This window comes from Cobetia sp. LC6, assembly GCF_030264805.1.
GTDB lineage: Bacteria > Pseudomonadota > Gammaproteobacteria > Pseudomonadales > Halomonadaceae > Cobetia.
Map to the genome: position 1 here is coordinate 692,900 of NZ_JASSPL010000001.1, position 12,766 is coordinate 705,665.

10 protein-coding genes and 1 pseudogene are annotated in these 12,766 nt (G+C 62.6%); 10 read left to right on the forward strand and 1 reads right to left on the reverse strand.

The features are described from left to right. Window positions 1-12: 12 nt before the first annotated feature. The 7 genes and pseudogenes from QQF40_RS03015 (at window position 13) to QQF40_RS03045 (ending at window position 8,003) form a co-directional block, all read left to right on the forward strand. A complete protein-coding gene (locus QQF40_RS03015) occupies window positions 13-882 on the forward strand; it encodes an MBL fold metallo-hydrolase (protein ID WP_285460318.1) in 870 nt (289 codons plus the stop codon). Window positions 883-938: 56 nt separating this feature from the next. Continuing rightward, a complete protein-coding gene (locus QQF40_RS03020) occupies window positions 939-1,358 on the forward strand; it encodes a protein tyrosine phosphatase family protein (RefSeq protein ID WP_285460319.1) in 420 nt (139 codons plus the stop codon). Between the two features lie 49 nt (window positions 1,359-1,407). Continuing rightward, window positions 1,408-2,661 carry an NAD(P)/FAD-dependent oxidoreductase gene (locus QQF40_RS03025; RefSeq protein WP_285460321.1) on the forward strand — a complete coding sequence of 418 codons (1,254 nt, stop codon included), beginning with the start codon at window positions 1,408-1,410 and terminating at the stop codon, window positions 2,659-2,661. A 39-nt stretch (window positions 2,662-2,700) separates the two neighbouring features. Then, window positions 2,701-4,557, forward strand: a complete 1,857-nt coding sequence (locus QQF40_RS03030; RefSeq protein WP_285460322.1) for a SulP family inorganic anion transporter — start codon at window positions 2,701-2,703, stop codon at window positions 4,555-4,557. Next, window positions 4,554-4,745, forward strand: a complete 192-nt coding sequence (locus QQF40_RS03035; protein WP_285460324.1) for a YgaP family membrane protein — start codon at window positions 4,554-4,556, stop codon at window positions 4,743-4,745. Before QQF40_RS03030 ends, QQF40_RS03035 begins: the two co-directional genes overlap by 4 nt. A gap of 599 nt (window positions 4,746-5,344) precedes the next feature. Continuing rightward, a pseudogene (locus QQF40_RS03040) lies at window positions 5,345-7,141 on the forward strand (NAD(P)-binding domain-containing protein). A gap of 157 nt (window positions 7,142-7,298) precedes the next feature. Then, a complete protein-coding gene (locus QQF40_RS03045; RefSeq protein WP_285460326.1) occupies window positions 7,299-8,003 on the forward strand; it encodes an SDR family NAD(P)-dependent oxidoreductase in 705 nt (234 codons plus the stop codon). Window positions 8,004-8,187: 184 nt separating this feature from the next. Here QQF40_RS03045 and QQF40_RS03050 read toward each other — a convergent pair whose 3' ends face one another. Next, entirely contained in the window at window positions 8,188-8,661 is a 474-nt protein-coding gene (locus QQF40_RS03050) for an META domain-containing protein (RefSeq protein ID WP_285460327.1), read from the reverse strand. 199 nt (window positions 8,662-8,860) lie between these two features. Here QQF40_RS03050 and QQF40_RS03055 point away from each other — a divergent pair, with 199 nt between their 5' ends. The 3 genes from QQF40_RS03055 (at window position 8,861) to egtB (ending at window position 12,704) form a co-directional block, all read left to right on the forward strand. Further along, window positions 8,861-9,856, forward strand: a complete 996-nt coding sequence (locus QQF40_RS03055; RefSeq protein WP_285460328.1) for an ion transporter — start codon at window positions 8,861-8,863, stop codon at window positions 9,854-9,856. A 214-nt stretch (window positions 9,857-10,070) separates the two neighbouring features. Beyond that, window positions 10,071-11,108, forward strand: a complete 1,038-nt coding sequence (locus QQF40_RS03060; RefSeq protein WP_285460329.1) for a TauD/TfdA dioxygenase family protein — start codon at window positions 10,071-10,073, stop codon at window positions 11,106-11,108. Between the two features lie 276 nt (window positions 11,109-11,384). Continuing rightward, window positions 11,385-12,704, forward strand: a complete 1,320-nt coding sequence (gene egtB, locus QQF40_RS03065) for an ergothioneine biosynthesis protein EgtB (RefSeq protein WP_285460330.1) — start codon at window positions 11,385-11,387, stop codon at window positions 12,702-12,704. The last annotated feature ends 62 nt before the right edge of the window (window positions 12,705-12,766 follow it).

The window sequence follows — 12,766 nt, forward strand, 5'->3', positions numbered from 1 at the left end:
GAGGTTCTTTCCATGTCCCAGCAGCCAGTGGTGACTCACTTCTTCGATGAACCGACCAACACCTTCAGCTACGTGGTGCAGGACCCTGACAGCAATGCCTGCGCGATTCTCGATTCCGTCCTCGACTTCGACTATGCCGCCGGTCGCACCAACGTACGCTCCGCCGACGACATCATCGCTTTTGTGAAAGATCATGGGCTCGAGGTCGAGTGGATCCTTGAGACACACGTCCATGCCGATCATCTCTCCGCCGCCCCCTATCTGCATGAGGCGCTGGGTGGCAAGACTGGCATCGGTGCCAATATCACCGTGGTTCAGGAGGTCTTCGGAAAGGCCTTCAACGCCGGTACCGAGTTCGCCCGCGACGGTAGCCAGTTCGATCACCTTTTTGAGGAAGGCGACACCTTCGCCATCGGTCACCTGGAAGGGCGTGTGCTGCATACCCCGGGCCATACCCCAGCCTGTCTGACCTATGTGATCGGCGATGCCGCTTTCGTTGGCGACACGCTCTTCATGCCGGACTACGGCACCGCTCGTTGTGACTTTCCGGGCGGCGATGCACGCGCACTCTACCGCTCCATCCAGAAGGTGCTGGCCCTGCCGTCCGAGACTCGGCTGTTCCTGTGTCACGACTACAAGGCGCCGAATCGCGATGAGTATCAGCACGAGACCAGCGTCGCGGAACAACGTGCTCACAACGTGCATGTCCATGAAGGGGTCAGCGAGGAGGAGTTCGTCAAGATGCGCACCGAGCGCGACGCCACTCTTGGCATGCCCCGCCTGATCCTGCCCTCCGTTCAGGTCAATATGCGCGCCGGTCAGATGCCGCCTGCTGAGGAGAACGGCCAAGTCTACCTGAAGGTGCCGATCGACAAGTTCTGAGGCCTGGGGCTCCCGCCCGAGGTTTCATGTATCCATCTTTCTTTTCAGGAGTTCCCATGCAGATTCGACAGCTCGAAAGCGGCTTCGCCATCGCCGACGCCTTGACCCCCGAGGATCTTGATGAGATAGCCCGTCGCGGCTTCCATTCGGTGATTTGCAACCGCCGCCCCGGCGAGGCAGAGGATCACCCCGATGAGGCCTCCCTGCGCGAGCGAGCCGCCAGTCTCGGCCTTGAGTGGTGCAGTATTCCGGTGACGCCTGGCAACTATGGCGACGCCGACATTGCAGCCTTTGGTCAGGCCCTGGACACGCTGCCTACACCGATTCTGGCGTTTTGCCGGACCGGCAAGCGCGCCGCGAACCTCTGGGCCCAGGCCCGATGTCGTGAAGCTGGCTGCGACATTCCGGCGCTGCTGGACGCGGCCCATGCCGCTGGTCATGACCCACAGCCGGTTCGCGAGTTGCTCAATGCCTGACAGGTATCCCGTTCGCCAACGATAACAATCACGCTCTCGGAGCCACGCCATGCCTCCTTCGTCCTCCCCACAGTCTCCCCGTCACCACGATGTCGTTGTCATCGGCGCCGGGGCCGCGGGCATCGCCGTCACGGCGAGCCTGCTGAAGCGCCGCGGCGATCTGGACATCGCCATCGTCGATCCGGCCGAGACGCATAGCTATCAGCCCGGCTGGACCATGGTGGGCGGCGGTGTCTTCCCGGCTGACATTACCCGACGCCCCATGGCCGATGTGATTCCCCACAAGGCCAGCTGGTACGCGGTCGGCGCCGAGAGCATCGACCCCGTCGCCGGCGAGGTGGTGCTGGGCGATGGCCGTCGTCTCGGATATACCCGGCTTGTAGTGGCACCGGGCCTGGTGATCGACTGGGGTGCTATCGAGGGGCTGGAGCAGACACTGGGACAGCACGGCGTGACCTCCAATTATCGTTTCGATCTCGCGCCTTATACCTGGTCGCTGGTGCAGTCGTTGGAGCGGGGCAGGGCGGTATTTACCCAGCCGCCGATGCCGATCAAGTGTGCCGGGGCTCCGCAGAAGGCCATGTATCTCTCATGTGACCACTGGCGTCGCCAGGGGCGCCTGGGTGATATCGACGTGAGCTTCTGCAATGCCGGGCAGGTGCTGTTTGGCGTGCCGGATTATGTCCCGGCGCTGGAGGACTATATCGAGCGATATGGAATCGAGACGGCCTTCGGGCAGCGCCTGGTGGCCGTCGATGGTCTCTCGCGCACGGCGCGGTTCGCGGTAAGCGATGAGAATGGCGAGCAAGAGGTGGAGCGGCCCTTCGACATGCTGCATGTGGTGCCTCCGCAAAAGGCACCGGCCTTCATCGCGACGTCGTCGCTCGCCAATGAGGCCGGATGGTTGGATCTAGATCCTGAGACTCTTCAGCACGTTCGCTACCCAGCGGTGTTCGGGCTGGGCGATGCCAGCGGCACGGCCAATGCCAAGACCGCGGCGGCGGTGCGCAAACAGGCGCCCGTGGTGGCTGAGAATCTGCTCGCTTCCTTGGGAGAGATGCCGCTACCGGCCGCCTATCTGGGCTACGGATCCTGTCCGTTGACCGTCGAGCGCGGGCGCATCGTGCTCGCTGAGTTCGGCTACGGCGGCGCTCTGCAGCCGACTTTCCCACGCTGGGTCAACGATGGCACCCGAGCGTCCCGCCTGGCCTGGTGGCTCAAGGCCAAACAGCTGCCCTGGCTCTACTGGAACGCCATGCTCAAGGGGCACGAGTGGCTCGCGCGTCCCGCTCGCCGCGATTAAGACGGGTATCCCAACGATGCCAACGATGATGAGGCGCTTATGAAGCTTTCCCGCTGGATACCCCTGATCGGCTGGCTGCATGGCTATCGGCGCGATGCACTCGCGAGCGACCTGTTGGCGGCAGTCATCGTGACGATGATGCTGGTACCCCAGGCGCTCGCCTACGCTCTGTTGGCCGGGCTGCCCCCCGAGGTGGGGCTCTACGCCAGTATGCTGCCGCTGCTGTTCTATGCACTTTTTGGCACCAGCGCCACTCTGGCGGTGGGGCCGGTGGCGGTGGCCTCGCTGATGACTGCCTCGGCGCTCTCCGGGATCGCGGCGCCGGGCAGTGCCGAGTACGTCGCTGCTGCCCTGGTGCTAGCCGCGCTCTCCGGGGTGGTGCTGATGGCAATGGGCTTTCTGCGCCTGGGGTTTCTGGCCAACTTCCTGAGTCACCCGGTGATCTCGGGCTTCGTTACCGCGTCGGGTATCCTGATTGCTGCCAGTCAGCTGCGTCACATCCTGGGCGTGGAAGCATCCGGCCATAATCTCGTGGAGCTGGGCTCGGCGCTGATCGGGGCGCTGGGCGACACCCACGCCATTACCCTGGCGATCGGCCTGGGCGCCTGGGCCTTTCTGTTGATCTGCCGGCGAAAGCTCAAGGGATGGCTGGGTCGCTTGGGGCTGTCGACGACTGTCGCGGATCTGATGGCCAAGGCGGCGCCGGTCTCGGCGGTGATCGTCACCACCTTGCTGGCCTGGGGACTGGGGTTCGGCGAGCGGGGCGTAGCCCTCGTCGGAGAGGTGCCGAGTGGCCTGCCGACGTTGGCGCTGCCGAGCCTCGATCTTACGCTATGGTCGAACCTCTTGCCGGCGGCGGTGCTGATCAGTCTGGTAGGCTTCGTGGAGTCGGTCTCTGTCGCTCAGACCCTGGCTGCCAAGCGTCGCCAGCGCATTGACCCAAACCAGGAGCTGATCGCTTTGGGGCTGGCCAATCTCGGGGCGGGCAGTAGCGGCGGTTCTCCGGTCTCCGGCGGTTTCTCGCGCTCAGTCGTCAACTTCGAAGCCGGTGCCGCCACGCCGCTTGCCGGAGCCTTCACGGCCCTGGGGATCGCCGTGGCGACCCTCACCTTGACTGCGCCCCTGGCCTTCCTCCCCAGGGCGACGCTCGCTGCCGCTATCATTGTTGCCGTGGGGACCCTGATTGACCTGCCGGCGATCAAGCGCACTTGGGACTACTCCCGGGCCGATGGCGTCGCCATGCTGGCGACCCTGATACTGACCCTGTTCCACGGCGTGGAGATCGGCATTCTGGCCGGCGTCGGGCTGTCGCTGGGCCTGCATCTCTATCGCACTAGCCGCCCCCACAGTGCCGTGGTGGGACGGGTGCCAGGCAGTGAGCATTTTCGTAATGTCGAGCGCCACGCGGTTGAGACCGACGAGCGTCTGGCGATCCTGCGCATCGATGAGAGCCTCTACTTCGCCAATGCCCGCTACCTCGAGGATACCGTGATGGCGCTGGCCGCTCGTCAGCCCGGGCTGCGTCATGTCGTACTGGCCTGCCAGGCAGTCAATGTCATCGACGCCTCGGCCCTGGAGAGCCTTGAGGCGATCAATGGCCGCCTCCGGGACGCCGACATCGCCCTGCATCTTGCCGAGGTCAAGGGGCCGGTGATGGATCGCCTGGCGCACACCGACTTCTGCCGGACGCTGACCGGTCGCGTCTACTTGAGCATCTTTGATGCCTGGCAGGTGCTCCACGAGGCACGTGAGGTCGACATCTTGCCAGCAGCCTGCGGCGGGGCCGGCCTCGCTGGTACCGAGGTCTCACGCTCATCCGATTCGGGGTCAGATTCCGTCATCGAACATGCTCCCATGGTGGGAAATGTTCGCGCATCGCAAGGAGAAGCACCATGACCCGTAACGTCGGCGATATCGACAAGATTGTCCGCATCCTCATCGGTGTTGTGCTGATCGGCCTGGCCATCTTTGGACAGATCGGTGTCTGGGGCTTCATCGGCCTGGTGCCACTGATCAGTGGACTACTGGGCACCTGTCCCGCCTATCGCCTGCTCGGGGTCAACACCTGTCGGCGAGGGAAGTAAGCGACATTCACATGTTTACTTGAGAGCCTTTCACGTTGATTTGGCGGAAAGCCTACCGGGCTGATCAGGGGGGGGCTGGTCGGCTCGGTAGGCCGCTGGCGGATGGCAATTCTGGTCCATACTCTCGGCATCTTTGGCACTCTGATCATCCCGCTTACGGATCATTACCCAGACCTTTCTAGCGGTGACGATTGTCCCCGCCTTTGTCGTGCGACACGCCATCGGGGATAGGGTATTGGACGTGAGACCTCAAGGGGCCTCATGGGCTGTGTCGCCGAGCTGTTCGTCGACCCTTTCGGGCATGGCCGATCTGGCCCGGGGCTCGGCTTTCTTGATCACGCCGGCACATGAGATCCGATTCCGATCTGGTCGGGGCGTTACAGGTGTAATGCCCCGTGTCAGGCGTACGGCGTACAGTTGTCACGAGGAAGGGGGAGAGCCCGGCGAGGCGAGGAGGGTGCTGATTCGGTAGTGGCGAATTTTTGTCATTCACGACAAGTGCTTACGAGCTTTGTCTGTCGTGCATGACGAAGCTGGCATGCTTGATGCCTTGGGTGGAAGGCGTGACTACAACATCCAACAACACGCGGAGAGACGCCATGACCGCACGCACGCCAACTCAGATCGCTCAGCAATGGCTCGATGATTTCGAGTCCTCCCTGACTCAGCGCGATATCGCCCGGGTTCTCTCGTTGTTTGGCGAGGAATGCTACTGGCGCGATTTGATCGCCTTCACCTGGAATCTCAAGACGTCGGAGGGCAAGGACGAGGTCCAGTCGATGCTCGCGGCGACCCTCGAGCATGTCGCTCCCTCTCGCTGGCAGCTGGATGGTGAGGCCAGTGAGGCCGGCGGCATCGTCGAAGCCTGGTTCACCTTCGAGACCGCCGATGCACGCGGCAAGGGCTTGTTGCGCCTGAAGGAAGGGCGCTGCTGGACGTTGTTGACCGCCATGCGCGAACTCAAGGAATTCCCCGAGCCGCTGGGCATGCAGCGCCCCAAGGGCGCCGAGCATGGTGCCAACAAGCAGCGTGAGACCTGGCTTGAGTCGCGTCAGCGCGAAGAGGCTGAGCTGGGCTACGAGCGCCAGCCGTATTGAGTGATCATCGGTGGCGGTCAGGGCGGTATCGGGCTGGCCGCGCGGCTCAGACAGATGGATGTGCCGACCATCGTGATCGACAAGAATCCGCGGGCGGGCGATGCCTGGCGCAATCGCTACAAGTCTCTGTGTCTGCATGATCCGGTGTGGTACGACCACATGCCCTACATCCCCTTCCCGGCAAACTGGCCGGTGTTCGCCCCCAAAGACAAGGTCGCGGACTGGCTGGAGATGTACACCAAGATCATGGAGCTCAATTACTGGAACTCCACGGCCTGTGAGAGTGCGCAATTCGATGAGGCGAGCGGCGAGTGGGTGGTCGAGGTGGTACGCGACGGCAAGCCCGTGACCCTGCGTCCCAAGCAGCTGGTGCTGGCCACGGGCATGTCAGGCATGCCCAATGTGCCACACTTCCCGGGGGCCGAGACCTTCGAAGGTGAGCAGCAACACTCCAGCCAGCATCCGGGGCCGGATGCCTATCGTGGCAAGAAGGTGGTCGTGGTGGGTGCCAACAATTCCGCTCACGATATCTGTGCCGCGCTTTGGGAGCACGATGCAGACGTGACCATGCTGCAGCGCTCCTCCACGCATGTGGTGAAGTCCAACTCGCTGATGGAAGAGGCGCTGGGGCCGATCTATTCCGAGCAGGCGGTGCAAAACGGCATCGATCACCACAAGGCGGACCTGATCTTTGCCTCGATTCCCTATCGGATACTGCCCGACTTCCAGCGCCCGATCTTCGAGGCGATCCGCAAGCGCGACGCCGACTACTACCGTCGACTGGAGGCGGCAGGCTTCCTGCTCGATTTCGGCGATGACGACTCGGGCCTGTTCCTGAAATACCTGCGCCGCGGCTCCGGCTACTACATCGATGTGGGCGCCTGTGATCTGGTTGCCAATGGTGACATCAAGCTACGCAGTGGCGTCGGCATCGAGCGCATCAATCCGCGCTCGGTCACTCTGACCGACGGCTCGGAATTGCCCGCCGATCTGATCGTCTATGCCACCGGCTACGGCTCGATGAATGGCTGGGCGGCGCGAATCATTTCGCAGGACGTCGCCGACAAGGTCGGAAAATGCTGGGGCATGGGCTCCGATACGCTCAAGGACCCCGGTCCCTGGGAGGGCGAGCTGCGCAACATGTGGAAGCCGACCCAGCAGCAGGCGCTGTGGTTCCACGGCGGCAACCTGCACCAGTCCCGCCACTATTCACAGTATCTGGCGTTGCAGCTCAAGGCGCGGCTTGAGGGTATCCCGACGCCGGTCTACGGCCTTCAGGAAGTCCACCACCTGAGCTGAGGCCAGTGGCGCTGGGCAGTGTGCCAGCGTCATGGCAGCAGCGCAGCTTTTGCAGATTTCAGTGAGAGATTCAGGAGACGACTCATGCAACTGAACGACAGGATTGCACTGGTAACAGGGGGGGGGGCGCGGTATTGGCCAGGGGATCGCGCTGGCGTTGGCCAAGGCGGGCGCGGATGTCGTGGTGGCGGATCTGGATCTCGCCATCGCCCGCGAGACGGCGGCAAAAGTGGAGGCACTGGGTAGACGGTGTCTGGCGCTACAGGTCGATGTCTCGGATGCGGCGTCCGTGCGGCGCTTGATTGAAGAGGCCGAAGCCGGACTCGGCCCGCTCGATATCGCCGTCAACAATGCCGGTATCATCGGCATCCATTCCCTCGATGCGCTGACGGTGGAGGAGTGGGACCGCGTCATGAACGTCAACGCCCGCGGGACCTTCCTTTGCACTCAAGCCGAGGTCGCCGTGATGCGCGCACGCCGCGTCGGGCGGATCATCAATGTGGCCTCGATGGCCGGCATGGTCGGCTTTCCTGATCTGTCGCACTACTGTGCATCGAAGTTCGCGGTCATCGGCTTTACCAATGCCGTCGCCAAGGGGGTGGCAGCGGAAGGCATCACCGTCAATGCGATCTGCCCGGGCGTGGTGGGTACCGGCATGTGGCGGGGCGAGAGCGGGCTCTCGGCACGCTGGAGTCAGGAAGGCGAAAGCGAGCCCGCTGCATGGGAGCGCCTGCAGAAGAGCCTGCTGCCCCAGGGAGTCGCCCAGACACCTGAGGACATGGGGCAGCTGGTGGTCTACCTCGCCCAGGCCGAACACGTGACAGGGCAGGCCATCGCCGTCGATGGTGGCTTCACGCTGTGAGTCAGCAATGAGCCAGCATTGAGTCAGCACAGAGAGCAAGGTTGAGCTCAGTGGCTGACGGCAAGGGGTGATCGCATGACACAACGCCCCCTTCCGGCAACGGGAGGCGGCGTTGTGGTGTCTGGTCTGTTGCGCAGAGTATTCACTCCAGCTTCACCCTGCACTGAGCGGCCAGCGATAGGGATCAGTAGAGGTGAACGGCCTCCAGGCGGGCACGCGACACACCTTGCTCATCGGTCAGCGTCAGTGTCTTGCCGTCTATCTGCCAGCCCGACACGTCATTGAGTGTCGCGAGGAAATCGCGTTCGAGCGTTGCGACTTCACCGGGGCATGCCATGCGGGTGGTGGCCAGACGGCCGAAGCCGAGCTCTTGTTCATCATGGTGATATTCTCCCATCAGGCGATTGCAGCCGGTGGAGCCGGCCACTCGCGAGCTCTGTGTCGAAGCGTCAGGGGTATGCAAGACGATATGGGCTTCACGCTTGTCTTCCATCACAGGTGTCGGCTGGTCATCGAGTGCCACCAGCTTCCAATAGGTGTTCTCCAGCGGCTCATCGACCGCGTGATTGTCGTCAGAGGATTTAGCGCCCGCGCAGCCGCCCAAGGTGAGTGCTGCGCTCATCACGGCGGCCCATGTCATCACTTGCGCTTGTTTCATGCGGGTGTCTCCCTCACTAATAGGTTGTCTACGTCGATTTCGGGGCTGTGCTTTTCGGTCTGTGCTTTCCGGGGGCTGGTCTCCAGGAGCGCTGGAGTCTCTCGCAGACAGCAACATCGCCAGCGTGGTCATCTGAAGCGTTGTAGGCTGAATCAGGAAGACGCGTTACGCATTCTGAAACAATCGCCAAGGAGTTGTCATGCCAGCCACCCGCACGCCCTCGTCCGCCAGGGAGCGGATACATCTGTGGTGGGATCTGTTCATCATCGTGCTCGTGATCGCCAATCTGGCATTGCTGCTGTTCGATAGCCTCTTCCTGATTCCCCCGCTGAACACGGCCTTCGAGGCTGTAACACCCGGGCTGCACGCTGCCTATGAGCAGAACATCCACGCTAACTTCCTCTCCATCGATCTGGCGTTCGTCGCCGTCTTCCTGCTCGATGTGCTGGCGGGGTGGGCAGTGGCCATCGCGGAGCGCCGCTACCACCGCTGGTTCTTCTATCCCTTCGTGCACTGGTATGACGTGCTGGGGTGTATCCCGCTAAGCGGTTTCCGCCTGTTGCGTGTGCTGCGTGTGATCTCGCTGCTGTTCCGTCTGCAACGTCTCGGCTTGATCGATGTTCGCCGCTGGTACGTCTACGGCGTGGCGGCCAAGTATCTCGACATCCTGCTGGAGGAGCTGACGGACCGTATCTCCCTGCGCATGCTCGACAACGTGCAGCAGCAGTTGCGCGACAGCGATGACCTCTCGTCCTCGGTGATCGAGCGTGTCGTGGAGCCTCGCAAGCATGCCTTGATCCAGGAGATCAGCCTACGACTCGAGACCATGGCAGGGGATATCTATACCCAGAACCGCGACGATACCCTGCGCTATGTGCGGGGGCTGGTCAGTCGCACTCTTGCGGAGAGCCCGGAGCTCCAGCGTGTCTCGCGCCTGCCCATGGGCACCCAGTTGACGAAAGGGCTCGAAAGTTCGCTGTCGGATCTGGCTTGCCATCTCGTCGATGAAGCGCTGGTCGGCCTGCGCTCCAAGGAGTTCTCGGCATTGGTGGGGCATCTGGCAGAGAGTGGTTTCGATGCCTGGTCGCGCACTGACCCGAGGACGGAGCAGATCACCGAGCAGGTGCTGATCGACATGCTGGATCTGCTCAAGGAGCGGATCGCCGTGAAGAGTTGGCAGAAGAAATACGAGTGACGTGATCCACCAGCGTCATCCTGATGGGCCACTCGCGGCGTTCGGGATGAGATGGGCCGAGGTTTGGCGCACAGGAATGTGTTTGCGAGAATGTTGATACATTCATCTCACGCTGCGAGTCTGCGAGCCGCGGGTGTCGTCACAACGCGATAGCGCTGCTTGATGACACATCAGCGTCTCGCCAGCGTGGGAGCCGCGACAGGAGGTCAGTGTCATGGCGAATCCAACACGCACTGAGGTAGCCGAGTCAGCGCCGGGCGTTCCGTTCGACCCGGCTCAGGTGGCTGTCATCGAGCAATTCGGTGGCCGCATCACCCCGTTGGAGCCGGTAGGCGCTGAGGTGAGGGGGATCGACCTATCTGCTCTGGACGCGCCGCCCGCGCCAGTGCTTGAGGCGCTGGAGCAGATCATGGCCGAGCGCGGTTTCTTGGTCTTCAAGCGCGATACGCCTCTGGAGGCCGCTGACTTTCTGCGCGCCAGTTGCTGGTGGGGCGGCAAGGAGTTGCACAGTACCCATGGGATGCATCCGGCTACCCCCGACGGCAATCGGCATATCTTTCGGCTGTCGAACGATCGCCGCCACGGCATCCCCGGTGTCGGGCCGCAATGGCATAACGACGGCAGCTTCAATACCGATACGTTTTCGCACTCGGGCTATCACATCATTCGCCCGGCTGAGAAAGGTGGCGGCACCTGCTTTGCCCATCAGGGCGCGGCTCACGACGCCTTGTCTGCCGAGCGCCAGGCCTACTGGGGCCGTCTTGCTTCCGTGAATTCCTCCACCGGCGCCGTACATCCCGTGGTACACGAGCATCCCATCACCGGGCGCAAGTGCATCTGGCTTCATCTGGGCATGACCGGGGCAGTGATCGAGAAGCTACCCGACCAGGAAGCCTTTCGGCTGCTGACCGCCGAGGAGCTGACGCAGCTTTGCCGTGAGTACAACGCCATCCTGAATGCCGGCTTCACCGAGGGTTACGCCCTCGACTTCGAGTATCAGGAAAACGACTGCGTCTTCATCGATAACCTGGCGGTGGCTCATCGCGCTGCGCCCGGTGCTCACTTGCCCGCGGAAGAACAAGGCCTGCGCATCATGCATCGCAGTACTGTGCGCGGCACCCAGGATCTGGCGCCAGGTTTCGGTCTACCGCTGCAGGTGGATATCCATGGCCCCAGTCCGCTGGAGCATGGGGTGTGGCAGGGTGGCGGTATCGGCTTTCGCTGGGAAGAGAACATCCCGATGCAGAACTGAGGTAGGCGCTCTCAGGCAAGCAATCCGGCGCTGCATATTCCTCAGGGCGGAGTGCAGACCAAGGGCAGCATAAGAGGCAGCTTTATGTGCAGCTTACTGTTCAGATCAAAGGACAGAGCTCCATGCAAAGTTGGCATCAGCCGCACGAGTGATAGGGTGGAAACATCATTCCGGACAAGCGCTGACAGGACAGGGCAGGCGCGTCAGTAATGCTGGCCACCCGACCCTGTCCGATCACGTTTCATGGAGAGAACCAGACTCGCAAAGGAAGCCATCATGTCATCTGCCCATGACACCGTCATCGAAAGACCCGATAGCCTGCATGCCAAGGAGTGGTTACGCGCCTACCAGCGGGTACGAGCCGCCACCGAGGCGATCTGTGCGCCGCTGCACAAGGAAGACTACATGGTGCAGAGCATGGCGGATGTCAGTCCCCCCAAGTGGCACATCGCCCATGTCACCTGGTTCTTCGAAGCTTTCATTCTGAAGCCGTTTCAGTCCGGCTATCAGACGCTCGATCCCGCCTACGATCACCTCTTCAATTCCTACTACGAGACCCATGGCGTCCCGTTCCCGCGAGCTGAGCGTGGCACGCTTTCGCGCCCGACCGTCGACGACGTCTATCGCTATCGGGCATACGTCGATCAGGCCATGCAGGCCTTGCTGGAGAATCCACCCCAGGAACATCTGCCGGAGATTCTACGCCGTCTGGAATTGGGCCTACCGCATGAGCAGCAGCATCAGGAGCTGTTGTTGATGGACATCAAGCACATCCTGGCGCAGAACCCGCTGTGTCCGGCCTATCGGGATGATCTGGCGCCAGGCTTGGCACCAGCCCCTGCGCAGGAGGTGCCGCCGCTGGGGTGGCTGGACTATCCAGCCGGGATTCGCGAGATCGGCCATGATGCCTCTAGAGGCGGCTTCGCCTACGACAATGAGATGGGCCGCCACCGTCAGTTCGTCGAAGCGTTCCAGATGGCGGATCGTCCGGTGACCAATGGCGAGTTTCTCGCCTTTATGCAGGACGGCGGATATGCCACTCCCGAGCACTGGCTGGCGGATGGCTGGGCGACGGTCAAGGCCGAGGGTTGGCGGGCACCGCTTTATTGGGTCGAACGCGATGGCGTCTGGCATCACTACACCCTGGGCGGCCTGGTGCCAGTGGATCTGAGCGCGCCGGTCTGCCATGTCAGCTTCTTCGAGGCCGACGCCTATGCGCAGTGGGCGGGGGCTCGCCTACCGACCGAGGCGGAGTGGGAAACGGTGGCCCAGGATGTTCCCCTCACGGGTAACTTCGTCGATCAGGATCATCTGCAGCCAGTCGCGGCCGCGAGAGCCGAAGGCACGCCGGGTCAGATGTTCGGCGATGTCTGGGAGTGGACGGGCAGCGCCTATCGTCCGTATCCGGGGTTTCGCAAGTTGCCGGGCAGCCTGGGCGAGTACAACGGCAAGTTCATGTCCGGTCAGATGGTGCTTCGCGGAGGCTGCTGTGCCACGTCGGCCGACCACATCCGCGCGACCTATCGCAACTTCTTCCCGCCCGAGGCGCGCTGGGCGTTCTCCGGCTTCCGTCTCGCCAGGGACGGTGGGGCCTGATGGGCTGACCCTTTCAGAACGCGCCCTTAGGCACATCCTTCTGCCGCTTCTATCTTTCAGCC